Source organism: Variovorax sp. PBS-H4, from assembly GCF_901827205.1.
Classification (GTDB): domain Bacteria; phylum Pseudomonadota; class Gammaproteobacteria; order Burkholderiales; family Burkholderiaceae_C; genus Variovorax.
In genome coordinates this window covers 3,795,786-3,820,654 of sequence record NZ_LR594675.1, presented here as the reverse complement: position 1 = coordinate 3,820,654, position 24,869 = coordinate 3,795,786, and the positions used below count along the sequence as shown (strand labels likewise).

At 65.6% G+C, this 24,869-nt stretch carries 22 protein-coding genes; 19 read left to right on the top strand and 3 right to left on the bottom strand.

Annotation, left to right across the window (positions count from 1 at the left end; genetic code table 11):
- The first annotated feature begins 10 nt into the window (after positions 1-10).
- Positions 11-772 (top strand): SDR family oxidoreductase, encoded by a 762-nt coding sequence (locus E5CHR_RS18090; RefSeq protein ID WP_162581124.1) that lies wholly within the window; start codon positions 11-13, stop codon positions 770-772.
- Here the strand turns inward: E5CHR_RS18090 and E5CHR_RS18085 are convergent.
- From E5CHR_RS18085 to E5CHR_RS18075, 3 genes are read right to left on the bottom strand one after another with little or no spacing between them, the layout of a single operon-like run.
- Entirely contained in the window at positions 769-2,244 is a 1,476-nt protein-coding gene (locus E5CHR_RS18085; protein ID WP_162581123.1) for an NAD(P)H-hydrate dehydratase, read from the bottom strand. The two genes, E5CHR_RS18090 and E5CHR_RS18085, sit on opposite strands and share 4 nt — an antisense overlap.
- A gap of 27 nt (positions 2,245-2,271) precedes the next feature.
- Positions 2,272-3,528 (bottom strand): D-amino acid dehydrogenase, encoded by a 1,257-nt coding sequence (locus tag E5CHR_RS18080; RefSeq protein ID WP_162581122.1) that lies wholly within the window; start codon positions 3,526-3,528, stop codon positions 2,272-2,274.
- 45 nt (positions 3,529-3,573) lie between these two features.
- Positions 3,574-4,905 carry an amidase gene (locus E5CHR_RS18075; protein ID WP_162581121.1) on the bottom strand — a complete coding sequence of 444 codons (1,332 nt, stop codon included), beginning with the start codon at positions 4,903-4,905 and terminating at the stop codon, positions 3,574-3,576.
- A 180-nt stretch (positions 4,906-5,085) separates the two neighbouring features.
- Between E5CHR_RS18075 and rpsB the strand changes: the two genes are divergently transcribed.
- From rpsB to carB, 18 genes are all read left to right on the top strand, one after another.
- Positions 5,086-5,841: a 30S ribosomal protein S2 gene (gene rpsB / locus E5CHR_RS18070; RefSeq protein WP_162581120.1), complete on the top strand. Its 756-nt coding sequence runs from the start codon at positions 5,086-5,088 to the stop codon at positions 5,839-5,841.
- Between the two features lie 112 nt (positions 5,842-5,953).
- Positions 5,954-6,880 (top strand): translation elongation factor Ts, encoded by a 927-nt coding sequence (gene tsf / locus E5CHR_RS18065; RefSeq protein ID WP_162581119.1) that lies wholly within the window; start codon positions 5,954-5,956, stop codon positions 6,878-6,880.
- 90 nt (positions 6,881-6,970) lie between these two features.
- The gene (pyrH, locus tag E5CHR_RS18060; protein ID WP_162581118.1) at positions 6,971-7,693 is read left to right on the top strand and encodes a UMP kinase; all 723 of its coding nucleotides are present in this window, start codon (positions 6,971-6,973) and stop codon (positions 7,691-7,693) included.
- 13 nt (positions 7,694-7,706) lie between these two features.
- Positions 7,707-8,267, top strand: a complete 561-nt coding sequence (gene frr / locus E5CHR_RS18055; RefSeq protein ID WP_162581117.1) for a ribosome recycling factor — start codon at positions 7,707-7,709, stop codon at positions 8,265-8,267.
- Position 8,268: 1 nt separating this feature from the next.
- Complete coding sequence (gene uppS / locus E5CHR_RS18050) at positions 8,269-9,006, top strand: polyprenyl diphosphate synthase (RefSeq protein ID WP_162581116.1); 738 nt, start codon at positions 8,269-8,271, stop codon at positions 9,004-9,006.
- 5 nt (positions 9,007-9,011) lie between these two features.
- A complete protein-coding gene (locus E5CHR_RS18045) occupies positions 9,012-9,857 on the top strand; it encodes a phosphatidate cytidylyltransferase (protein WP_162581115.1) in 846 nt (281 codons plus the stop codon).
- The gene (gene ispC, locus E5CHR_RS18040; protein ID WP_162581114.1) at positions 9,854-11,044 is read left to right on the top strand and encodes a 1-deoxy-D-xylulose-5-phosphate reductoisomerase; all 1,191 of its coding nucleotides are present in this window, start codon (positions 9,854-9,856) and stop codon (positions 11,042-11,044) included. Before E5CHR_RS18045 ends, ispC begins: the two co-directional genes overlap by 4 nt.
- A gap of 25 nt (positions 11,045-11,069) precedes the next feature.
- The gene (gene rseP, locus E5CHR_RS18035; RefSeq protein WP_162581113.1) at positions 11,070-12,440 is read left to right on the top strand and encodes an RIP metalloprotease RseP; all 1,371 of its coding nucleotides are present in this window, start codon (positions 11,070-11,072) and stop codon (positions 12,438-12,440) included.
- A 38-nt stretch (positions 12,441-12,478) separates the two neighbouring features.
- Positions 12,479-14,896, top strand: coding sequence for an outer membrane protein assembly factor BamA (gene bamA, locus E5CHR_RS18030; protein ID WP_162581112.1), 2,418 nt, complete (start codon positions 12,479-12,481; stop codon positions 14,894-14,896).
- Positions 14,896-15,423 carry an OmpH family outer membrane protein gene (locus tag E5CHR_RS18025; RefSeq protein ID WP_162581111.1) on the top strand — a complete coding sequence of 176 codons (528 nt, stop codon included), beginning with the start codon at positions 14,896-14,898 and terminating at the stop codon, positions 15,421-15,423. The genes bamA and E5CHR_RS18025 overlap by 1 nt, the downstream gene beginning before the upstream one ends.
- 14 nt (positions 15,424-15,437) lie before the next feature.
- Positions 15,438-16,424: a UDP-3-O-(3-hydroxymyristoyl)glucosamine N-acyltransferase gene (gene lpxD, locus E5CHR_RS18020; protein ID WP_162581110.1), complete on the top strand. Its 987-nt coding sequence runs from the start codon at positions 15,438-15,440 to the stop codon at positions 16,422-16,424.
- Complete coding sequence (gene fabZ, locus E5CHR_RS18015) at positions 16,421-16,864, top strand: 3-hydroxyacyl-ACP dehydratase FabZ (protein ID WP_162581109.1); 444 nt, start codon at positions 16,421-16,423, stop codon at positions 16,862-16,864. Before lpxD ends, fabZ begins: the two co-directional genes overlap by 4 nt.
- A 16-nt stretch (positions 16,865-16,880) precedes the next feature.
- Positions 16,881-17,669 (top strand): acyl-ACP--UDP-N-acetylglucosamine O-acyltransferase, encoded by a 789-nt coding sequence (lpxA, locus tag E5CHR_RS18010; protein WP_162581108.1) that lies wholly within the window; start codon positions 16,881-16,883, stop codon positions 17,667-17,669.
- 10 nt (positions 17,670-17,679) lie between these two features.
- Positions 17,680-18,825: a lipid-A-disaccharide synthase gene (gene lpxB / locus E5CHR_RS18005; RefSeq protein WP_162581107.1), complete on the top strand. Its 1,146-nt coding sequence runs from the start codon at positions 17,680-17,682 to the stop codon at positions 18,823-18,825.
- Positions 18,797-19,516: a ribonuclease HII gene (gene rnhB, locus E5CHR_RS18000; protein WP_162581106.1), complete on the top strand. Its 720-nt coding sequence runs from the start codon at positions 18,797-18,799 to the stop codon at positions 19,514-19,516. The genes lpxB and rnhB overlap by 29 nt, the downstream gene beginning before the upstream one ends.
- Positions 19,513-20,292, top strand: coding sequence for a TrmH family RNA methyltransferase (locus tag E5CHR_RS17995; protein ID WP_162581105.1), 780 nt, complete (start codon positions 19,513-19,515; stop codon positions 20,290-20,292). The genes rnhB and E5CHR_RS17995 overlap by 4 nt, the downstream gene beginning before the upstream one ends.
- 136 nt (positions 20,293-20,428) lie before the next feature.
- Positions 20,429-21,628: a glutamine-hydrolyzing carbamoyl-phosphate synthase small subunit gene (carA, locus tag E5CHR_RS17990; protein ID WP_162581104.1), complete on the top strand. Its 1,200-nt coding sequence runs from the start codon at positions 20,429-20,431 to the stop codon at positions 21,626-21,628.
- On the top strand, positions 21,621-24,848 hold the full coding sequence (gene carB, locus E5CHR_RS17985; RefSeq protein WP_162581103.1) for a carbamoyl-phosphate synthase large subunit: 3,228 nt from the start codon (positions 21,621-21,623) through the stop codon (positions 24,846-24,848). Before carA ends, carB begins: the two co-directional genes overlap by 8 nt.
- The last annotated feature ends 21 nt before the right edge of the window (positions 24,849-24,869 follow it).

Genomic DNA, 24,869 nt, shown 5'->3' with positions numbered 1-24,869 from the left:
AGAAGCGAAGATGGGTGCAGACAAGAGGAGCCGTATTGCAATCGTCACGGGCGCAGGCAGCGGCATCGGCCGCGCCGCCGCGCTGGCCCTGCTGGGCGATGGCTGGAGCGTGGTGCTGGCGGGCCGCCGGCTGGAGCCCCTTGAGCAGGTTGCTGAAGATTCGGGAGCTGGTGCACGCGCCTTTGCCGTGCCGACCGACGTGGCCCATCCGGAGTCGGTCCAGGCCTTGTTTGCTGCCGCTGTGGAACGCTTCGGCCGGGTCGACCTCCTGTTCAACAACGCCGGCGTCGGCAACCCGCCGGGCTCTTTCGAGGAGTGGACGCCGGAGCAGTGGCGCGGCGTGGTCGACATCAACCTCAACGGGATGTTCTATTGCATCCAGCAGGCTTTTCGGACCATGCAGGCGCAGACACCGCGCGGCGGCCGCATCATCAACAACGGCTCGATCTCCGCCACTGCGCCGCGGCCCAACTCCATGGCCTACACGGCGACCAAGCACGCCGTTGAAGGACTGACCAAGACGGCTTCGCTCGACGGCCGCAAGCACGACATCGCAGTGGGCCAGATCGACGTCGGCAATGCGATGACCGAGCTCGCCGCCCGGATGACCAAGGGCGTGCCGCAGGCCAACGGCGAGATCGCGATCGAGCCGGTGATGGACGTGTCCATCGTTGGCCAGTCGGTGCTGTACATGGCAAACCTGCCGCTTGAAGCCAACGTGTTGTTCCACACGGTGATGGCGACGAAGATGCCCTTCGTCGGGCGAGGCTAGGAGGCCTTTTTCCAGCCCCGCGCGAGGGTGCCCGCGGTGAGCGGCACGTCAGTCGGCCAGTGGTCGGCCAGGTCGCCATGCCGCCAGACTGCCTCGCGACTGGCTGCCACTGAGGGCTGGCCCGCTGCCAGGGCCGCACCGATCATGCCGGCCAGCACGTCGCCAGTGCCCGCGCTTGCGAGGCGTGCGTTGCCCGTCGGGTTGATCGTCGGCACCTCGCCCGCTGCAGCCACGATCGTTCCCGACCCCTTTAGGACGATGGTCGCGCCGAATCGCTCAGACAGCAGCTGAGCAGCGCGCAGCCGGTCGCCTTGCACCTCGGCCGCGCCGGTGCCCAGCAGGCGGGCGGCCTCCAGCGGATGAGGCGTGAGGACTGTCCGGTGGCCCGAGCGGGCGCGTGCGACAAGCAGAGTTTGCAAGGCGCCGTCGGCTGCAATCGCATTGAGCGCGTCGGCATCGAGCACCAGTGCGTGCGCTTCCTGGAGCACCCGCGGCAGCGGGTCACGCACCGCTGTGCCGGCCCCGCAGCCGCAGACCACGGTCATGGCCCGCAGGTCGAGCGCGTCGGGCGTCCGGAACATCAGTTCGGGCTGCGCTGTGTCGATTGGGGAGAAGGCGGTATCGAGCGAGGCGACGTATACGCGGCCCGCGCCCGCATGCAGCGCCGCGGTGGCTGCCAGCAGGGCAGCGCCCACCATCCCGGGAGCGCCGCCGATGACCGCGACATCGCCGTAGGTTCCCTTGTGGGACGTATGGGGTCGCAGCACAGCGGACGGCTCGCCGGGAAGCCGGGCCGTGGGCCGTTCGGCGCCCGGCATCACGTCCAGGTCGTCGAACCACAGCTCGCCAACAGCGTCTCGCCCTTGCGACGTGAAGAGGCCGGGCTTGAGCGTCAGGAGACTGAGGCACAGGCGGCGGACCCCGGGGCCGCGGACGACAGCAGGAGCGAGGAAGTCCAGCGCCAACACACCTGTGTCGGCATTCAGGCCCGAAGGCGTGTCCACGCTGAGCACGGGCGCGGAACCGGTGTGCATACGCCGCAGCCAGTCCGCCATGGGCCCCTCCGGGGGGCGGGCGGCGCCGAGGCCTAGCAGGGCGTCGATGACCAGGTCGGCGCTTGCCGGCGGGGCGTCCGCGAAGCGCACGCCGGCATCACGCGCACGCTGCAACGAAGCGGCAGCGTCGGCCGGCAGGCGCTCGTCGTTGCCGATGCGGGTGACCACCGGTGCGAAGCCGCGGTGCTGCAACTGCGTTGCAGCCTCGAAACCATCGCCCCCGTTATTTCCTGGGCCGCAGGCAATCCATATGGTGCGCGCGTGCGGCACGGTCGCCATCGCGAGCCGCGCCACCGCCAGCCCGGCGCGCTGCATCAGGGTATGCGGCGGCAGGGCAGCGGCGGCGGCCTGTTCGATCCGGCGCGAAGCCGCGATTTCAAACAGCGGGGCCGAGGTGCCTGAGGTGATGCGTTGCATGGCGGGGCGCTCCGATCCGGATGGCTCTTAGTGTTGCAGCAAACGCTCGATGCCCAGCCCCTCGAGATCGATGCCCGGGTCGCGGCCCCCCATCATGTCCGCCAGTACCCGCGCGCTGCCGCAGGACAGCGCCCAGCCGCTGGAACCGTGTCCCAGGTTGAGCCAGACGCCCGGGACGCCACTGGGTCCGATGAGGGGCGGGCCGTCGGGGAGCATGGGCCGCGCACCTTTCCATTGCTGGACGCCGGCCTGCAGGGTAACGGCGCCTGGAAACCAGTCCTGAAGCACCTTGTAGATCGTTCGTAGCGCCTCCGGGTGAAGACTGTTCAGCGAGCCGCCGAGCTCGGCGCTGCCCGCAACGCGCACTCGCTGCCCGAGACGCGAGATTGCAACCTTGTAGCGCTCGTCCATCACTGCGCTGCGCGGGGCGTTGAGCGGCTCGCGAATATTGGCGCTGATCGAGTGACCGTAGATCGGTGCGACCGGAATGCGCAGGCCCAGGGGCCGCAGCAACTCGGCCGACGCCACCCCGGCGCACATCACCACGGCGTCGAAGCGATGGCCCTCGGAGCCGCTGGCCAACCGCAGTTCGGTCGGCGCCGCGCGGCTGAGCGGCGCGAGGTCGCAGTTGAAATGGAACTGGGCGCCCAGCGCCTCGGTCTCCCACTTGAGCAACAGGGCGAACTGGCGGCAGTTGGCTACCTCGTCGTCCGGCAGATGGATCGCCCCGGCCAGCTCGGTCTCGGTGCTGAGCGCGGGCTCGATCCGCCGAGCTTCGTCGGCGTCCACCTCGCGGAAGCTGCTGCCGGCCTGCCGCAGCACCTCGAGGCCAGGCTGTATCAGCTTCTTCTCGCGCTTGGACCGCAGCAGCACCAGGTAGCCATCGCTGCGTTCGTAGTTGAGCTCGCGCGCCTCGGTGATCTCGTGAAGGCGGGTGCGGCTGTAAAAGGCCAGGCGCTGCATGCGCGCGCGGTTGGCCAGGTAGCTTTCAAGCTGGCAGGCACGTTGCCAGCGCGCCATCCAGGCCAGGTCGCGCCCGGTGAGCGGCCAGCGCAGCTTGACCGCGCCATGGGTCGACAGCAGCGACCGCAGCACCTTGCCGCGCATCCCCGGCGCGGCCCAAGGTGTGACATAGCCGGGCGCAACCACGCCGGCATTGGCAAAACTTGATTCCTCGGCGGCGGCCCCACGGCGCTCGAAGACCATGACTTCATGGCCGTCCGAGGCCAGCTCCCAGGCAGTGGTGACGCCGATGATGCCGGCGCCCACGATCGCGATCTTCATTCTGTTCTTTGGTGTGATAAGGGGCGGCGCCCGCGCGCGAGCCTCCTAATGGATCGCTTGCAACTCGCGCTCGACTTGCAGCGCCACCGCCAGCACCGCATCGTCATGCAATGCGGCATGCCAGAGCATGAGGCCGACGGGCAGCTCGCCTTCGACATGGCACGGCAGCGATAGAGCGCACCCGTCCAGCATGTTGATCACCGACGGGTTTCGCAGCAACAGCGTGTTGATGCGGAAGAAGGCCTCATCCCGCTCCGCACCGGGCGCCACCTCTGCCAGCGGCGGCGCCACGAGTGGCACGGTGGGTGACAGCAGCACGTCGAAAGGGGCGAGAGCGGCCTCCATGCGGGCGATCCAGTCGCGTCGCGCATGGATGAGTTCGATGTATTCGTGCGCCTTCATGGTTGCGCCCTTCAGGATGCGCTGGGCCACCCGCACGTCATAGCCGGCACCGCTGCGTTCCAGCAGCAGGCGGTGCCACGCATAGGCTTCGGCGGCGGAGAATCCGCCGGTCGCATTGATCGACCGAAGGTCGGCCAGTTCGGGCAGTGCGATCTCCTCGATGCGGGCACCGGCCGTACGCAGGGTGCGCATCGTACGCTCGAAGGCATGGGACACCGCAGAATCGACCTCGTCGAAGAACAGGTCCTTGACAACTGCCAGCCGATAGGCGGAAAGCGGCGCTGTGCCGGCGGTAACGCGGCGGGCGGCCAGGATCTCGTGCGCGGTGATCGCGTCGCGTACCGAGCGCGTCATGGCGCAGACGGTGTCCAGCGTGGTCGAGAGCGGCAGGGCGCCATCCGTCGGCACCAGCCGCGCCGTGTTCTTGAAACCCACGATGCCGTTGAGGGCCGCCGGGATGCGGATCGAGCCGCCGGTGTCGGAACCCAGCCCGATGAAGGCCGCGCCGCTGGCCACGGAGATCGCGGCGCCGGAAGAGGAGCCGCCAGGAATGCGCTGCGTCGCGGGATCGCACCCGTTGACCGGGGTGCCGTAGTGCGGATTGACGCCCACGCCTGAGAAAGCGAACTCGGTCATGTTGGTGCGGCCGATCAAGGCGCCACCCGCGGCCCGCAGCCGGGCCACGGCCGGGGCATCGGCCCGGGCCGATGGTGCATGGGCCAGCACCACTGAGCCGGCTGGCGTTGGCTGGCCGGCGAGGTCGAACAAGTCCTTGGCCGAGAAAGCCAGCCCTGCAAGCCGTTGCATGGGCTGTGCCGCCGCGGCTGCCTGGCGCGCTTCGTCGAACGAGGTTCGGGTGAAGGCATAGGCGCAGGCTGCGGAAGCGGCGGTGGTGATGGAGTGCTCCATCTCGGCGCGCGCGTCGGAGGCGCCGGCCAGCAGGGAAAGGCGGGTCGCGTGCAGGTCAGGGCGCATGATGTGAGGGGAGCCGTGGAGAAGGAGGGACGAGTGGTGGGTGCTATACTCTGCGGGTTTCACCCTGGGTCCTTTCCCAGCGCAAAACATATCCGCAAACCAGCCCATTCGAGGTGTTGCGGTCCTCCAGAGGATCGCAAAACGGGCTGGATTTTAGACCCAACCTTTGGAGTTATTCCTATGTCGACGACCATGCGCGAAATGCTGGAAGCCGGTGTCCATTTCGGTCACCAGACGCGCTTCTGGAACCCCAAGATGGCTCCGTACATCTTCGGCCATCGCAACAAGATCCACATCATCAACCTGGAAAAAACGCTTCCGATGTTCCAGGAAGCGATGAAGTACGCCAAGCAGCTCACCGCCAACCGCGGCACCATCCTGATGGTCGGCACCAAGCGCCAGGCCCGCGAGATCGTGGCGACGGAGGCGCGCCGCGCCGGCGTCCCGTTCGTCGACACCCGCTGGCTCGGCGGCATGCTGACCAACTTCAAGACCGTCAAGACCTCCATCAAGCGCCTGAAGGACATGAAGGCTCAGCAGGAAGCCGGCCTCGACAGTCTCAGCAAGAAAGAGCAGCTGACCTTCAATCGCGAGATCGAGAAGCTCGAGAAGGACATCGGCGGCATCCAGGACATGAACGCGCTGCCCGACGCCATCTTCGTGATCGACGTGGGCTTCCACAAGATCGCGGTGGCTGAGGCGAAGAAGCTGGGCATCCCGCTGATCGGCGTCGTGGACTCCAACCACTCGCCCGAAGGTATCGACTATGTCATTCCGGGCAATGACGACTCGTCGAAGGCTGTCACCTTGTACGCTCGTGGCATTGCCGATGCCATCATCGAAGGCCGTTCCAGTGCCGCCAGCGATGTGGTCAAGGCCGTGGCCGAGGGCAATTCCGATGAATTCGTCGAGGTCGAAGAGGGCGCTTCGGCCTGATACGCGCTGGCAAGCGCCTGAAGAAGGGGCTTCGATGCCCCTTTTTTTTAACTTGATTTTTGCGGCGCCCGGTGCGGGCCGCCGCAGCTGCTAAACCGAACGGAGAAACAAGATGGCAACTATCACCGCAAGCATGGTCGGCGAACTGCGCGCGAAGACCGACGCCCCAATGATGGAATGCAAGAAGGCCTTGACCGAGGCCGATGGCAACATGGAAAAAGCCGAAGAGCTGCTGCGCATCAAGCTGGGCAACAAGGCCGGCAAGGCGTCGAGCCGCATCACGGCCGAGGGCGTGGTTGCAGCCTATGTCGAAGGCGGGGTAGGTGCCATGGTCGAGATCAACTGCGAGACCGACTTCGTCTCGAAGAACGACAGCTTCCTTGCGCTGGCGAACGCCGCGGCAATGCTGGTTGCCAAGCACAACCCGGCTGACTTGGCCGCACTCGCCGCGCTGCCCTACGAGCAGGACAGCTTCGGCCCCACGCTGGAAGACGTGCGCAAAGGGCTGATCGGCAAGATTGGCGAGAACATGAGCTTCCGCCGTTTCAAGCGCTTCGCCGGCAACGGCAAGCTCGCCTCCTACCTGCATGGCACGCGCATTGGTGTGATGGTCGAGTTCGAGGGCGACGACACTGCAGCCAAGGACGTGGCAATGCACGTCGCCGCCATGAAGCCGGTGTCGATTGCGAGCTCGGACGTGCCGGCCGAACTGATCGAGAAGGAGCGTGCCGTGGCCGCGGGCAAGGCCGAGGAAGACCGCAAGGCGGCAGAGGCGGCCGGCAAGCAGCCGCAGCCCGCCGATATCGTCGCCAAGCGCATCGAAGGCGGCGTGCAGAAGTACCTCAAGGAGGTGTCGCTGCACAACCAGCCCTTCGTGAAGAACGACAAGCAGACCGTGGAGCAGATGCTCAAGGCAGCCAACACCTCGATCAAGAGCTTCTCGCTGTACGTCGTCGGCGAAGGCATCGAAAAGAAAGTCGACGACTTTGCCGCCGAAGTGGCGGCCCAGGTCGCGGCCGCGAAGGCGGCGGCTGCCTGAGCGGAGCCATCGGGCGGCGCGCGTGCGCTGCCTCTTCTTCACACGCACGTTTTACACTCGTCCCGCCCACCTTAAAAAAGGAAATTCTTCATGCTCGAAACCCGCCCGGCCCACAAGCGAATCTTGTTGAAGCTGTCGGGCGAGGCCTTGATGGGTGACGATGCCTTCGGTATCAACCGGGCGACCATCGTCCGCATGGTGGCAGAGGTGGCCGAGGTGGTGAACATGGGGGTGGAAGTCGCCGTCGTGATCGGCGGGGGCAACATCTTTCGTGGCGTGGCAGGTGGTTCGGTGGGCATGGACCGCGCAACAGCTGACTACATGGGCATGCTGGCCACCGTAATGAACGCGCTGGCGCTGGCCGACGCCATGAACAAGCAGGGGCTGATCGCTCGGGTGATGTCTGCCATCGCCATCGAGCAAGTGGTGGAGCCGTACGTGCGCCCCAAGGCCCTGCAGTACCTCGAAGAGGGCAAGGTCGTGATATTCGCGGCTGGTACTGGCAATCCCTTCTTCACGACCGACACCGCCGCCGCACTGCGCGGTGCCGAAATCGGCGCGGAGCTGGTGCTCAAGGCCACCAAGGTGGACGGCGTTTATACGGCAGACCCGAAGAAAGATCTGAGCGCGACGCGCTATTCCCGCCTGAGCTTCGACGAGGCCATTGCGCAGAATCTCGGCATCATGGACGCCACGGCCTTTGCGTTGTGCCGCGACCAGAATCTGCCGATCAAGGTGTTCTCAATTTTCAAGAACGGCGCGCTCAAGCGCGTCGTGATGGGCGAGGACGAAGGCACGCTGGTGCATGCCTGAGGAGTAAGAGAAGATGACCATTGCCGACATTCGCAGCGCAACCGACGCAAAGATGAACCAGTCGATTGCCGCTTTCCAGAACAACCTCACCAAGATCCGCACGGGGCGCGCCAACCCGGCATTGCTTGATTCGATCCATGTGGATTACTACGGCTCCTCGGTGCCGCTGTCGCAGGTGGCGAACGTGTCGCTGATCGACTCGCGCACCATCAGCGTTCAGCCGTGGGAAAAGGGCATGGGGGCCAAGATCGAGAAAGCCATCCGCGAGAGCGACCTCGGACTGAATCCGGCTTCGATGGGCGACCTGATCCGCGTACCAATGCCCCCGATGAGCGAGGAGCGCCGCAAGGAGATGACCAAGCTGGTTCGCACCGAGGGCGAGAACGCCAAGATCGCCACACGCAACCTGCGCCGCGACGCCAACGATGCAATCAAGAAGCTGGTCAAGGAAAAGCTGGCGTCTGAAGACGACCAGAAGCGGGCCGAAGCCGAGATCCAGAAGGTGACCGACAGGCACATCGTGGAGATCGATCGCCTGGTCGCCGCCAAAGAGGCAGAGATCATGGCCGTCTGAGATGAGCAATCCAAGCGTCGCGGTGCCTCATCACATCGCCATCGTCATGGATGGGAATGGGCGCTGGGCCACGCGCCGCTTCCTGCCGCGGGTGGCGGGCCACAAGCAGGGGGTCGAGTCGCTGCGCCGCTGTGTCAAGGCCTGCGCCGACCGGGGCGTCGCGGTATTGACTGTGTTCGCTTTCTCCTCCGAGAACTGGAACCGTCCGGTCGAGGAAGTATCGGGCCTGATGGACCTGATGGTCATCGCGCTCGGCCGGGAGGTCCCGAAGCTCAGCCAGGACGGCGTACGCCTGCATTTCGTGGGTGAGCGCGGCGGCCTCTCCGAGAAGATCGCGGCCGGCCTGCTGCAGGCAGAGGCCGCGACCGCCCACAACACGCGGCTGATCCTGAACGTCTGCTTCAACTACGGCGGACGCTGGGATATCGCCCGTGCTGCCGCGCAACTTGCCGCGCGGGGCGAACCGCTGACCGAGGCCAACCTCGATGCAGCCATGGCGCTGTCGCACGTGCCGGATCCCGACCTCTTCATCCGCACTGGCGGCGAGCAGCGGCTGTCTAACTTCTTGCTCTGGCAGAGCGCCTACTCCGAGCTGTTCTTCAGCGACCGGCTCTGGCCCGAGTTCGACGAAGCCGCGCTCGACGAAGCCATCGAGGTCTTCCGACGCCGCGAGCGCCGCTTCGGCCAAACCTCCGCGCAAGTGGCAGGTGGCAGCCGGCGCGCCCCGCAGGCCGCCTGATCGCGATGCTCAAACAACGCATCATTACTGCCGTCGTCCTGCTGGCGATCCTGCTGCCGGCGCTGTTCTATCCCTCCCATGTGCCTTTCGCCTGCGTGATGCTGGTGCTGGTGGCAGCCGCCGCCTGGGAATGGGGGCGGCTCAACGGCCACGGCCAGCGCATGTCGCTGTTCTTCGGCGCGGAGATTCTGGCACTGTGCGGGCTGTCCTGGTGGTTGGGATTGCTCGAGCGTTCGTTGCTGCCGGTATGGATCCTTGCGAGCGCTGCTTGGGTTCTGGGCGGCGCCGCCTTGCTGCGCGTCGCCGTGCCAGGCTGGCCAAGGGTCCCTCGGGCCCTGCGCCTGATGGGCGGGCTGCTGATGCTTTGGGTGGCATGGCTGGCTGCGGTCCAGGCCCGCAGGGTCGGCATCAACTTTCTTCTCTCGATTCTTGTGCTGGTGTGGGTGGCCGACGTGTTCGCCTATTTCGCGGGCCGGGCCTTCGGGCTGCGCTTCACCCGAGGAAAGCTGGCGCCGAGCATCAGTCCCGGCAAGAGTTGGGAGGGCGTGTGGGGCGGAATGCTCGGCGTGTTCGTGCTTGCCTTGTGCTGGGTCTGGGCCGATGCTGCACTGCGACCTGCAGTGGTCAGCCTCTACACCCGGCTCGCCGAGCGCGGGTGGTGGTTGCTCCTGATCGGCGTGATCTTCCTCGCCGCGATGAGCGTGGTAGGCGACCTGGTCGAATCGCTGGTCAAGCGCAGCGCCGGTGCCAAGGACAGCAGCGCGCTGCTGCCCGGCCATGGCGGCGTGCTCGACCGGGTCGATGCGCTATTGCCCACACTGCCCATTGCGATGATGCTGGCGTTTCTATGACCGGCGTGAAACGACAACGCATCACCGTGCTCGGCTCGACGGGCTCGGTCGGCGTGAGTACGCTCGACGTGATCGCACGGCATCCTGAGCGCTTCGAAGTGTTCGCCTTGTCGGCATCCACCAAGGTCGATGAGATTCTGGCCCAGTGCCATCGCTTCACGCCGCGGTTTGCGGTCATGGCCAGTGCGCCGCATGCCCGGTTGCTGGCCGACAAGCTCCGACACAGCGGGCTGCGCACCGAGGTGCTGCAGGGCGCGGGCGCGATCGAGTCCATCGCCTCGCACGAGGATTGCGATGCGGTGATGGCTGCCATCGTTGGTGCCGCCGGCCTCGGGCCCTGCCTGGCGGCGGCGCGTGCCGGCAAGCGATTGTTGCTGGCGAACAAGGAGGCCCTGGTGGTCGGCGGTGAGCTCTTCATGCGCACGGTGCGCGAGGGCGGGGCGACGCTGCTGCCGATCGACAGCGAGCATTCGGCCATTTTCCAGTCGCTGCCCGAGGATCCCACCACATGGCCGCGCCGCATCGACAAGATCATCCTCACGGCCTCCGGCGGGCCGTTCCGTACGCGATCGCCGGAGACACTGGCCGCAGTGACGCCGGAGCAGGCGTGCGCTCATCCGAATTGGGTCATGGGGCGCAAGATCTCGGTGGATTCCGCCACCATGATGAACAAGGCGCTCGAGGTGATCGAAGCGCGCCATCTGTTTGGCGTGCTGCCGGAGCGCATCGAGGTCGTGATCCATCCGCAAAGCGTGGTGCACTCCATGGTGCAGTTCACGGACGCCTCGGTGATCGCGCAGCTCGGCACCCCTGACATGCGCGTGCCGATTGCCGTTGGGTTGGCCTGGCCCGAGCGCATCGAGAGCGGCGCGGCGCAGCTCGACTTCCTGCAATTGGCGGCGCTGACTTTCGATGCACCCGATGCGCAGCTTTTCCCGGGCCTCGGCCTGGCATGGCACGCGCTGCGCGCGGCCCCGGGCACGACCGCCGTGCTCAATGCTGCCAATGAGGTCGCAGTCGACGCCTTTCTGGAGCGTCGCCTGCGCTTCGACCGAATCCATGCCGTGAACATGGAAACTTTGGAGGCGGTGCTGCCCTCCAATCCGGCATCGCTGGCCGATCTGTTGGCACTGGACGCCGGTGCGCGGTCGGCGGCTCATGCGGCCGCGCTGCGCTTCGCTGCCTGACTCATTCCCACAACCAGGGGACACCATGCTCACCGCTGTCGCCTTCATCGTCGCCCTGGCTCTGTTGATCGCCGTGCACGAGTATGGCCACTACCGCGTTGCGGTGGCCTGCGGCGTCAAGGTGCTGCGGTTCTCCATCGGCTTCGGCCATACGCTTTTCAGCTGGAAGCCCAGGCGTCAGCACTCTGGTCAAGACACCGAGTTCGTGATCGCGGCCTTCCCGCTCGGTGGTTACGTGAAGATGCTGGACGAGCGCGAGGGCCCCGTGATGCCCGAGGAGCGGCACCGCGCCTTCAACACCCAGCCCCTGCGATCGCGTGCGGCCATCGTGGCCGCAGGGCCGATCGCCAATTTGGTGCTTGCCGTGGTGCTTTACACCGCCGTCAACTGGATCGGCGTCGAGGAACCTGTTGCCAGGCTCGCTCGTCCGGTGGCGGCCTCGTTGGCGGAGCAGGCAGGTCTGCGCGGGGGCGAGCATGTCGTCCGGGCTGGCCTCGGCGGCGACCTCGAGCCGGTGCAGTCCTTCGAAGACCTGCGCTGGCGAATCACGCGCGGTGCGCTCGATGGCCGCGATCTCACGCTCGAGATTGAGGGCGAGAGGGGGCGGCCCGCCCGCGAAGTCGTTCTGCCACTCAGCCGGGTCGGTGCCAAGGACGCCGATGCGCAGATGTTCCGCAAGATCGGCGTGGTGGCGCCGCTCACCCGTCCCGAAATCGGCGAGCTCATGGCGGGCGGCGCGGCCGAGCGCTCCGGCCTGCGCAGCGGGGACTTGGTGAAAGCGGTGGGGCCGACCGCCATCGTCGACGGTCAGCAGTTGCGCGATGTCATCCGCGGCTCGATCGATGCAGGCCAGCCGCGTACCCAGGTCTGGCAGGTCGATCGCGGCGGTCAGCCGGTGCGCGTCGAGGTCACGCCGGAAGTGCGCGAGGAGGGCGGCAATAAGGTCGGACGTGTCGGTGCATATGTGGGGGCGCCACCGGAAATGGTGACGGTGCGACAGGGTGTGGTCGACGGCATCTCGCGTGGCCTGGTCCGCACCTGGGAGGTGTCGGCGCTCACCGTGCGCATGATGGGCAAGATGTTGATCGGCGAGGCTTCCATCAAGAACCTGAGCGGGCCGTTGACCATCGCGGACTATGCGGGCAAGTCCGCCAGCCTGGGGCTCACGCAGTACCTCGTGTTTCTCGCGCTCATCAGCGTGAGCCTCGGTGTACTGAACCTCATGCCGCTCCCGGTCCTCGATGGAGGGCACCTGATGTATTATCTTTGGGAGGGCCTGACTGGCAGGAGCGTCTCCGATGCTTGGATGGAACGGCTCCAGCGCGGCGGTGTTGCGCTGCTGCTGGTCATGATGTCGATTGCCATCTTCAACGATGTGACTCGACTCTTTGGTTAACTATCTGTCGGCCCTTCGCGCGCCGGCTCAAATCACAGATGAATAAGAAATTCAGTCGCTTTCGCCTGCGCAGCGTTTCCATGCTGGTTGTCAGCGCGCTCTCGGCTACTGCCGCCTGGGCGATCGAGCCGTTCACGGTGCGCGATATCCGGGTCGAGGGCCTCCAGCGCGTCGAGCCCGGCACCATCTTCGCCTCTCTGCCGCTTCGCGTGGGCGACACCTACAGCGACGAGCGCGGGTCGGCTGCCATCCGAGCGCTGTTTGATCTGGGTCTATTCAAAGACGTGCGCATCGACGTCAGCGGCAACGTCCTCGTCGTCATCGTCGAGGAGCGTCCAACCATCGCCGATGTGGACTTCGTCGGCACCAAGGAGTTCGACAAGGCTGCCCTGCAGAAGGCGCTGCGCGAAGTCGGGCTGGCTGACGGGCGCCCTTATGACAAGGCGCTGGCCGACCGCGCCGAGCAGGAGCTCAAGCGCCAATACATCAGCCGCAGCCTCTACAACGCCCAGGTCGTGACCACCGTCACACCCATCGAGCGCAACCGCGTCAATCTCACCTTTACCGTGACCGAAGGCGAACCCGCGCGCATCCGCGAGGTTCATATCGTGGGCAACAAAGCCTTCAGCGAGGGCACCCTGCTCGATCTTTTCGACCAGGACGCCGGCGGCTGGATGAGCTGGTACACCAAGAGCAACCAGTACTCGCGGGCCAAGCTCAACGCCGACCTGGAGACACTGCGCTCCTACTACATCACGCGTGGCTACCTGGAGTTCCGCATCGACTCCACGCAGGTGGCGATCTCCCCCGACCGGCAGGACCTGAGCATCACCGTGAACATCACCGAGGGTGAGAAGTTCGTGGTCGCCGGCGTCAAGCTCGAGGGCAACTACCTGGGACGCGACGACGAGTTCAAGTCCCTGGTCACCATCCGTCCCGGCGAGCCCTACAACGGCGAGCAGGTCAGCGAGACCACCAAGGCGTTCACCGACTACTTCGGCACCTTCGGCTACGCCTTCGCGCGGGTGCAGGCGGAGCCGGAGATCGACCGCACGAACAACCGGGTGAGCCTGACCCTGAAAGCGGAGCCTTCGCGGCGGGTCTACGTGCGGCGGGTCGCCATCGGCGGCAACAACAAGACGCGCGACGAGGTGATCCGGCGGGAGTTCCGCCAGTACGAGGCCTCTTGGTACGACGGCGACAAGATCAAGCTGTCGCGCGACCGGGTGGACCGTCTGGGCTTCTTCACGGACGTGAACGTCGAGACGCAGGAGGTGCCAGGCTCGCCTGATCAGGTGGACCTGACGATCAACGTGGCCGAAAAGCCGACCGGGACGCTGCAGTTGGGCGCGGGCTTCTCGAGCGCCGAGAAGGTGTCCCTCACATTCGGCATTGCGCAGGAGAACGTCTTCGGCTCCGGCAACTACCTGGGCCTGCAGGTCAACACCAGCAAGTACGCCCGCACGCTCTCGCTCACGACCACCGATCCATACTTCACCAAGGACGGCATCTCCCGAAGCTTCAGCCTGTACCACACGACCACGCGGCCTTACTACAGTGTCGACGGCGACTACCGGCTGGTCAACGAGGGCGGCACGATCCGCTTTGGTGTGCCGTTCAGCGAGGTCGACACGATCTTCTTCGGCATTGGCCTGGAACGCTACCGCTTCGATCCGGGCGGCAACGTCGCCTACCTGACGCCGCAGTCGTACCGCAACTACTTCGGCTGCACGGCCAACGCGCAGGGCGTCGTCGGCACGTGCGCCAACGACAACGTATGGGGCGTGCCGCTGACCGTTGGCTGGTCGCGCGACGACCGCGACAGCGCGCTGGTGCCGACGCGCGGCAAGCTGCAGCGCGCCAATCTCGAGGTCGGCGCCGGCGGCGACATGAAGTACTGGAAGTCGAGCTATTCGTACCAGCAGTTCTTTCCTATCAGCAAGCAGTACACCTTCGCGATCAATGGTGAAGTGGGTTATGCCAAGCCCATCGGCAGCAAGCCTTATCCGATCTTCAAGAACTTCTACGCCGGCGGCCTGGGCTCGGTGCGCGGCTTCGAGCAGAACTCGCTCGGCCCGCGCGATGCGCCGCTCTTCGGGCAGACCGAAGGCGCGGCGCTCGGCGGCACCAAGAAGGCCATCTTCAACATGGAGCTCAGCACGCCTTTCCCGGGCGCGGGCAACGACCGCACGCTGCGGCTCTACGGCTTCTTCGATGTCGGCAATGTGTTTGCGGAGTCCCGCCCCACAGGCATGACGGACGCGCAATGGAAGGCGCAGCAGAAGCTGCGCGCCTCGGTCGGCCTCGGCATCAGCTGGATCTCGCCGCTCGGCCCTCTGCGCCTGGCCTATTCGTTCCCTGTCCGGCAGCAGAAGGAAGACTTGAGCGACCCGGCGCACCCTATCCCGAAGGATAGAATTCAACGCCTGCAATTCCAGATCGGAACCTCCTTCTAATGACTCCCTTGCTTCGTGCCGCCGGTGCGCTGCTGATCCCCGCTTTTGCACTCGTGGGCACGCCCGCGCACGCCCAGGAAACCTTCCGCATCGGCTTCGTTAACCCCGATCGCGTGCTGCGCGAGGCGCAACCTGCCAAGGCGGCCCAGGCGAAGCTCGAATCGGAATTCCTGAAGCGCGAGAAGGAACTGCAGACCCAGGGCGAGGCTCTCAAGGCCGCGTCCGAGAGGTTCGAGCGCGAAGCGCCGACCATGTCGGAGAGCCAACGCACCTCTCGCCAGCGCGCCCTGGTCGACCAGGACCGCGACTTCCAGCGGCGCCGCCGCGAATTCCAGGAAGACCTCAACGCTCGCAAGAACGAAGAGTTGCAGCAAGTCTACGAGCGCGCCAACCGCGTGGTGAAGCAGGTGGCCGAGGCCGAGAAGTACGACGCGATCCTGCAGGAAGCGATCTACATCAATCCCAAGCACGACATCACCGAAAAGGTGATCAAGGCGCTGAACGCGTCCGTTGGCAACGGCAAGTGACGCCGTGAACCCGTGTGGCACTGCGGCTAGGCGCAATCGTTGAGGCCCTCGGCGGGGAACTGCAGGGTGATCCTGCGTTGTCGATCGAGCGACTCGCACCGCTCGCGACTGCGCAGGCGGATGCGCTCAGCTTTCTGAGCCACGCCAAATACCAGAAAGAGCTTGCGGCCTCGAAGGCCGGCTGCGTGATTGTCTCGCCCGCGATGCGTGAGGCCGCAGCACGGCGTGGTGCGTTCATCGTGGCGCCTGATCCCTACCTCTACTTCGCCCGTTTGACGCAATTGTGGAAGCAGTCCCATGCCAAACCCGATGGTGCGCGCATCCACCCCAGCGCGGTGATCGATCCTGATGCGCACATCGACCCCAGTGCCCGCATCGGAGCGCTATGTGTGGTCGAGCGGGGTGCGCGCATCGGTGCGCAGAGCGTGCTGGAGTCAAGGGTGACGGTGAGTGAGGACTGCATCGTCGGCGCACGCTGCCTGCTGCACCCCGGCGTGGTGATCGGTGCCGACGGCTTCGGGCTTGCGCCGCACCAGGGCGCCTGGGTCAAGATCGAGCAGCTTGGCGCGGTGCGCATCGGCGACGACGTGGAAATCGGTGCGAACACCTGCATCGACCGCGGTGCGCTCGAGGACACGATCATCGAGGATGGGGTCAAGCTCGACAACCTGATCCAGATCGGCCACAACGTGCGCGTGGGCCGGAACACCGCCATGGCCGGTTGTGTGGGCGTGGCGGGCAGCGCCGACATCGGCGCGAATTGCACCATCGGCGGCGGCGCGATCGTGCTGGGGCATCTGAAGATGGCGGACGGAGTCCACATCTCGGCAGCGACGGTGGTCACGCGCTCCATTCTCAAACCGGGCCAGTACACGGGCGTGTTTCCCATCGACGACAATGCCGCCTGGGAGAGAAACGCCGCCACCCTCAAACAGCTGCACACCCTGCGGGAGCGCCTCAAGGCGTTGGAAAAATCGGCGATGCAGGACAAGCCATCATGAAGCTCGACATCCATCAGATCCTCAAACTACTGCCTCACCGCTACCCCTTCCTGCTGGTGGACCGCGTGCTCGAGATGGAAAAGGGCAAGCGCATTACTGCGCTCAAGAACGTGACCATGAACGAGCCCTTCTTCAATGGCCACTTTCCGCATCGTCCGGTGATGCCAGGCGTGTTGATGCTCGAAGCGATGGCGCAGGCGGCGGCGCTGCTGTCCTTCCATTCGCTGGACATCGTTCCTGACGACAACACCGTGTACTACTTCGCGGCCATTGACGGCGCACGCTTCAAGCGTCCTGTGGAGCCTGGCGACCAATTGACGCTCGAGGTTGAGATCGAGCGCATGAAGGCGGGCATTTCGAAGTTCAAGGGACGCGCACTGGTCGGCAGCGAACTGGCCTGCGAAGCCAGCCTGATGTGCGCCATGCGCCAGATCAGCTGATCGTGTTCGAGAAGGCATGACGCAGGTTCATTCGACGGCCATCGTCGACGCAAAAGCCCAACTCGACCCGAGTGTGAGTGTCGGCCCGTACGCCGTGATCGGGCCGCATGTGCGAGTCGGCGCCGGCACCACCATCGGATCGCACTGCGTGATCGAGGGCCGCACCACCATCGGGCGCGACAACCGAATCTTCCAGTTCGCCTCGCTGGGCGCAGTTCCGCAGGACAAGAAGTATGCGGGCGAGCCAACCGAGCTGATCATCGGCGACCGCAACACCATTCGCGAGTTCTGCACCTTCAACATCGGGGTACCGGGTGCGGGCGGCGTTACCCGCGTGGGCAGCGACAACTGGATCATGGCCTACACGCACATTGCGCACGATTGCCGGGTCGACGATCACACCACACTGGCCAACAACACCACGCTGGCCGGCCATGTGCACCTGGCCGATTGGGTAACGGTAGGAGGGCTGACGGGCATCCATCAGTTCGTCTCCGTAGGCGCCCATGCAATGATCGGCTTTGCCAGCGCAGTCGCGCAAGACGTTCCGCCGTTCATGCTGGTCGACGGCAATCCGCTGCAGGTGCGAGGTTTCAACGTTGTAGGTCTGCGCCGGCGCAATTTTTCCGAAGCGCGGATTGCGGCTGTCAAGCAGATGCACCGCCTGCTGTACCGGCAGGGCAGGACGCTCGACGATGCGCGCAACGCCATCGCGGCGCTGCCTGCCGAGCTGCCCGAATCGGTGTCCGACGTTGCCCTGATGAGCACCTTCCTTGCCGGCGCGACGCGCGGCATCGTGCGCTGAGGAGCCCCCGGTGCAGGACGTGCAGTGGCGGTTTGCCCTCGTCGCGGGAGAGGCTTCGGGTGACCTGCTCGCCGGCCTGTTGCTGGACGGCCTGAAGACCCGCTGGCCCGACATGGGCTCAGTCGGCATCGGCGGTCCGCAGATGGTGAAGCGTGGCTTCGAGACCTGGTGGCCGCAGGAAAAGCTCGCGGTGCGCGGCTACGTCGAAGTGTTGCGCCACTACGCCGAAATTTCCGGTATTCGTCGGCAACTCAGGGCGCGGCTGCTGCGCGAGGGGGCCGAGGTCTTCATCGGCGTCGATGCGCCGGATTTCAACCTCGATCTCGAAGCTTCGCTGCGCGAGCGCGGCATGAAGACGGCCCATTTCGTCTGCCCTTCGATCTGGGCGTGGCGACCGGAGCGCGTTGAAAAGCTGCGATCGGCAGCCGACCACGTGCTGTGCATCTTTCCCTTCGAGCCTGCCTTGCTCGCCGAGCATGGCATCGACGCCAGCTATGTCGGCCATCCGATCGCTGACGTCATCCCGATGGTTCCCGACCGGGCGGCGGCTCGCTCGGCGCTCGGCCTGGACGCGGACGCGCCGGTGGTGGCCTTGCTGCCTGGCAGTCGGCGTTCCGAGCTGCGCTACCTGGCTGATCGCTTCTTAGCCGCGGCCGCACTGATGCAGCAGGCCCGGCCCGAGCTGCGTTTCATCCTTCCTGCGCTGCCCAGCCTGCACGGCGAGGTCGAGCATCTTCTGGCGGCGAGCGCCATGAAGGGACGCGTCCTGCTGCTCGACGGCCGCTCCCACGCCGCGCTTGCCGCCTGCGACGTGACGTTGATTGCCAGCGGGACCGCCACGCTCGAGGCCGCGCTCTTCAAAAGACCCATGGTCATTGCCTACAACATGAACCCGATGTCGTGGGCCCTCATGCGCCGCAAGCAACTGCAGCCCTGGGTCGGTCTGCCCAATATCCTGTGCAGCGATTTCGTCGTACCCGAGTTGATCCAGGAGGCGGCCACGCCGCAGGCCCTGGCGGACGCGACGCTGGCCTGGCTGGCCTCGCCTGACAAGGTTCACGCCTTGCAACAACGTTTTTCCGCGCTGCACGCCGAATTGCAGCGGGATACGCCGACACTGTGCGCCGATGCGATCCAGAAAGTTATTGAAGGCTGAGCAGGCCAGGCTGGCGTGGGATGCGCCAGGGTTGGTAGCCGGTGTCGACGAGGCCGGCCGCGGCCCGCTGGCCGGGCCGGTCGTGGCTGCGGCAGTGATCCTGGACGACCAGCGGCGCATCCGCGGCTTGGCCGATTCGAAGACCCTTACCGCACTTCAGCGCGAGCGACTCAACGACCAGATCCTCGCCAAGGCCCTGTGCTGTTCGGTGGCCCAGGCGAGCGTCGAGGAGATCGAAGAGCACAACATTCTTGGCGCCACCATGCTTGCAATGAAGCGGGCGGTCGAGGGGCTGCGTCTCAAGCCGGCCAAGGTGCTGGTCGATGGCAATCGTTTGCCCAGGCTGGATGTGCTGGCAGAGGCGGTCGTGGGCGGCGATGCCATCGTGAAATCGATCTCGGCTGCCTCGATCCTGGCCAAGGTGCATCGCGACCGGCTGTGCGAGCAGTTGCATGCCGAGTTCCCTCACTACGGGTTTGCCGCGCACAAGGGCTACAGCACGCCCGAACACCTCGAGGCGCTCCTGCGACATGGTGCTTGCGTGCATCATCGCCGCTCGTTCAGTCCCGTGGCCGCGGTGCTGGCGCGCACCGCTTGCGAGGAGATCCCGCTCGGAACCGCGGCAGGCGAGCTTCTCATCGAGACCTTGCAGGTCGAGACGATCCAGGTCGAGCTGCGCCCCGCGCCATGACAGCGGCCGAACCGAGCCACGTCACCTCGCGGGACAACCCGCTCCTCAAGGACTTGCGCAAACTGGCTCACGAGCCCGGGGGCTATCGCAAGTCGAGCCGCGTTTGGCTGGAAGGCGACCACCTGTGCCGGGCCGCGCGCGAGCGCGGCGTGCGGGCCGCCATCGCCGTTTTTACCGAGTCTGCTTGGGCAACTGCTCGTTACGAATGGGCTGGCGCCGCAGACAAGACCGTGGTGGTCGCCGACGCACTGCTCGCGGGGGTGAGTGCGCTGGAGTCGCCCGCAGCGATGGGCTTCGTGCTCGACCTGCCGCCGCCGACGTCGATCGCCCCGGAAGCAGCGACCGTGGTGCTCGACCGGCTGCAGGACGCCGGCAATGTGGGCTCCATCCTGCGCAGCGCGGCTGCCTTCGGTTTCGCCCAGGTGATTGCGCTGAAGGGCACGGCCGCATTGTGGTCGCCCAAGGTGCTGCGCGCCGGCATGGGCGCGCATTTCGGGTTGCGACTGGTCGAAGGGGTGGAGCTGGAGGCGCTGGGTGCACTGGCGGTCCCCTGGATCGCGACCAGCTCGCACCACGGAGAATGGCTGCACCGGGCCCGCCTGCCGAATCCATGCGCCTGGCTGATGGGCCACGAAGGGCAGGGGCTGTCGGAGGCACTGGAGGCGCGCGCAAGCCTGCGGGTGCGCATTGCGCAGCCTGGGGGCGAGGAGTCGCTCAACGTGGCGGCGGCGGCGGCCATTTGCCTGCACGCGAGCGCCGCAGCTGGAGAAGGGTAAGCCTGCGCGGGCTATAATCAAGGGCTTTCCCGCTCACACCTCGCCCATAGCGCACGCAAGCCAACTCCTCGACGAAAGTCGCGACCAAGAGCCTCATCTTGGGTCCGCCGTGGGCGTCATCCATTCGGAGATCCCAGTGCTTTTGTCTCTCAAGGGAAATTTCCCGCCCGCCATCCTGGCGCTTGCAGACGGCACGGTCTTTCTCGGCAACTCGATCGGCGCGCAAGGCGCCACCACCGGCGAAGTGGTGTTCAACACCGCAATGACCGGATATCAGGAAATCCTGACCGACCCCAGCTATTGCCAGCAGATCGTGACGCTCACGTATCCGCACATCGGCAACTATGGCGTCAACGAGGAAGACATCGAGGCCGACAAGATCCATGCCGCGGGCCTGATCGTCAAGGACCTGCCGCTTCTGGCTTCCAACTTCCGCAAGAGCGCCACGCTGGCAGAGTACCTCGCCCGCGGCAAGACGGTCGCCATCGCGAACATCGATACCCGCAAGCTCACCCGCCATCTGCGCACTCACGGCGCGCAGAACGGCTCCATCCTTGGCCTTGCCCCGGGCGAGAGCATTTCGCAGGCCTTGATCGACAAAGCCGTCTCCGCCGCCAAGGCCGCGCCCAGCATGTCCGGCCTCGACTTGGCCAAGGTGGTGTCGGTCCAGGAAACCTACGAATGGACCGAGACCGAATGGAAACTCGTCCATGTGGACGGCAAGCCCGGCTACGGCGTGCAGATCACGCCGAAGTTCCACGTCGTGGCCTATGACTACGGCGTCAAGAAAAACATCCTGCGCATGATTGCGCAGCGCGGCGCCCGCATCACCGTCGTGCCGGCGCAGACGCCTGCGGCAGACGTCCTCAAGCTGCGTCCGGACGGCATCTTTCTGGCCAATGGCCCCGGCGATCCGGAACCGTGTGACTACGCCATAGCGGCCACGCGCAAACTGATCGAGACTGGCATCCCGGTCTTCGGCATCTGCCTGGGCCACCAGATCATGGCCCTGGCTTCGGGCGCCAAGACCTTCAAGATGAAGTTCGGCCATCACGGCGCCAACCACCCGGTCAAGGACCTCGACAACGCGCGCGTGAGCATCACCAGTCAGAACCACGGCTTCGCGGTCGACGAGAAGACGCTCCCGGCCAACCTGCGTCCCACCCACGTCAGCCTCTTCGATGGCACCTTGCAGGGTCTCGCGCGCACCGACAAGCCTGCCTTCTGCTTCCAGGGGCATCCCGAGGCTTCGCCGGGCCCGCACGACATCGGCTACCTGTTCGACCGTTTCACGGCGCTCATGCAAAGTCACAAGGAAGGGCAGGCAAATGCCTAAGCGCAACGACCTCAAGAGCATCCTCATCATCGGCGCGGGGCCCATCATCATCGGCCAGGCCTGCGAGTTCGACTATTCCGGCGTACAGGCCTGCAAGGCGCTGCGCGAGGAGGGCTACAAGGTCATCCTGATCAACAGCAATCCCGCCACGATCATGACCGATCCGGCCACGGCCGACGTGACCTACATCGAGCCCATTACCTGGCCCACGGTCGAGAAAATCATCGCCAAGGAGCGGCCCGATGCCATCCTGCCGACCATGGGCGGCCAGACCGCGCTGAACTGCGCACTCGACCTTTGGCGCAACGGCGTGCTCGACAAGTACAAGGTCGAGCTGATCGGCGCCACGCCCGAAGCCATCGACAAGGCCGAGGACCGCCTGAAGTTCAAGGACGCGATGACCAAGATCGGCCTGGGCTCGGCTCGCTCTGGCATCGCGCACTCGCTCGAAGAGGCCTGGGCGGTGCAGAAGACCGTGGGCTTCCCCGTTGTGATCCGGCCCAGCTTCACGCTCGGTGGCACCGGCGGCGGCATTGCCTACAACCCGGAGGAGTTCGAGACCATCTGCAAGCGCGGCCTGGAAGCCTCGCCGACCAACGAGCTGCTGATCGAGGAATCGCTGCTCGGCTGGAAGGAATACGAGATGGAGGTGGTGCGCGACAAGGCGGACAACTGCATCATCGTGTGCTCGATCGAGAACCTCGACCCGATGGGCGTGCACACGGGCGACTCGATCACCGTCGCGCCGGCGCAGACCTTGTCGGACAAGGAGTACCAGATCCTGCGCAACGCCTCGTTGGCCGTGCTGCGCGAGATCGGCGTCGACACCGGTGGCTCCAACGTGCAGTTCTCGATCAACCCGAAGGACGGCCGCATGGTCGTGATCGAGATGAACCCGCGCGTCTCGCGTTCCTCGGCGCTGGCGTCCAAGGCCACCGGTTTTCCGATCGCCAAGGTGGCGGCCAAGCTGGCTGTGGGGTACACGCTCGATGAGCTGCGCAACGAGATTACCGGTGGTGCCACGCCGGCGAGCTTCGAGCCCAGTATCGACTACGTAGTCACCAAGATTCCGCGTTTCGCTTTCGAAAAATTCCCCCAGGCGGATTCGCGCCTGACCACGCAGATGAAGTCGGTGGGCGAGGTGATGGCCATGGGCCGCACCTTTCAGGAGTCGTTCCAGAAGGCGCTGCGCGGGCTCGAGGTCGGCGTGGACGGCCTCAACGAGAAAACGCAGGACCGCGAGGTACTCGAGAAGGAGCTGGGCGAGCCCGGCCCCGATCGCATCTGGTATGTGGGCGACGCATTCGCCATGGGCCTCTCGGTCGACGAGGTGCACGCGCTCACGAAGATAGACCCGTGGTTCCTGGTGCAGATCGAGGAGATCGTGAAGATCGAGCTTGAGCTGGAAACCAAGTCGCTCGACGACATCGACCGAGACACGCTGCTGGCCCTCAAGAAGAAGGGCTTCTCCGACCGCCGCCTGGCACGTCAGCTGAAGACCACCGACACCGCGATCCGCGAGAAGCGCCGTGCGCTCGGCGTGCGCCCGGTGTACAAGCGCGTGGACACCTGCGCAGCCGAGTTCGCGACCAACACCGCCTACATGTATTCGACGTATGAGGACGAATGCGAGGCGGAGCCGAGCAGCCGGAAGAAGATCATGGTGCTCGGTGGCGGCCCGAATCGTATCGGCCAAGGCATCGAGTTCGACTACTGCTGCGTGCATGCCGCGCTCGCAATGCGCGAAGACGGCTATGAGACCATCATGGTCAACTGCAATCCGGAAACCGTCTCGACCGACTACGACACCAGTGACCGGCTGTACTTCGAGCCGCTCACCCTGGAGGACGTTCTCGAGATCGTCGACAAGGAGAAGCCCACCGGTGTGATCGTGCAGTACGGCGGCCAGACGCCGCTGAAGCTCGCGCTCGATCTCGAGGCCAACGGCGTGCCGATCATCGGCACCAGCCCCGACATGATCGACGCGGCCGAGGATCGCGAACGTTTCCAGAAACTGCTCCACGAGCTGAAGCTGCGCCAGCCGCCGAATGCGACCGCGCGCACGGAGGCCGAGGCGCTGGAGAAGGCCCAGCAGCTGGGCTACCCGCTGGTGGTGCGCCCGAGCTATGTGCTCGGCGGCCGCGCGATGGAAATCGTGCACGAGCAGCGCGACCTCGAACGCTACATGCGCGAGGCGGTGAAGGTCAGCAACGATTCACCGGTGCTGTTGGACCGCTTCCTCAACGACGCGGTCGAATGCGACGTCGACTGCCTGCGCGATGCCGACGGCGCCACGCTCATCGGCGGCGTGATGGAGCACATCGAGCAGGCGGGAGTGCACTCGGGCGACTCCGCCTGCTCGCTGCCCCCCTACAGCCTCAAGCCCGAGACCGTGGCGGAGCTGAAGCGCCAGAGCGCGGCCATGGCCCAGGCGCTCAACGTGGTGGGCCTGATGAACGTGCAGTTCGCGATCCAGGAGAAGGATGGCCAGGACGTGATCTACGTGCTGGAGGTCAATCCGCGCGCTTCGCGCACTGTGCCTTACGTGAGCAAGGCCACCGGCATCCAGCTCGCCAAGGTGGCGGCGCGCTGCATGGCCGGCCAGTCGCTGGCCTCGCAAGGCGTGACGAAGGAGATCACGCCGCCATACTTCAGCGTGAAAGAAGCGGTTTTCCCCTTCGTCAAGTTCCCTGGCGTGGACACCATCCTCGGTCCCGAGATGAAGTCCACCGGCGAGGTGATGGGTGTGGGCAAGACCTTTGGCGAGGCCTTCGTCAAGTCGCAGTTGGGCGCGGGCACGCACCTGCCGAAATCAGGCCGGGTCTTCATCTCTGTCAAGAACAACGACAAGCCGCGCGCGGTCGAGGTCGCCCGGGGCCTGGTCGCGCTGGGCTTCGAGCTGATCGCGACCAAGGGCACGGCCGCCGCCATCAACACCGCCGGCATTGCCTGTGCCACGGTCAACAAGGTGACGGAGGGCCGCCCTCATATCGTGGACATGATCAAGAACAACGAGATCGCCCTCGTCATCAACACGGTGGAAGAGCGCCGCAACGCCATCACCGATTCGCGCCAGATCCGCACCTCGGCCCTGCTGGCTCGCGTGACAACCTTCACCACCATCTTCGGCGCCGAGGCGGCCGTGGAGGGCATGCGCCACATGGAGGCCCTGGACGTGATCTCCGTCCAGGAGATGCACGCGCAGCTTGCGCTGACCTGAAGAAGGCGTGAACGAACCGCC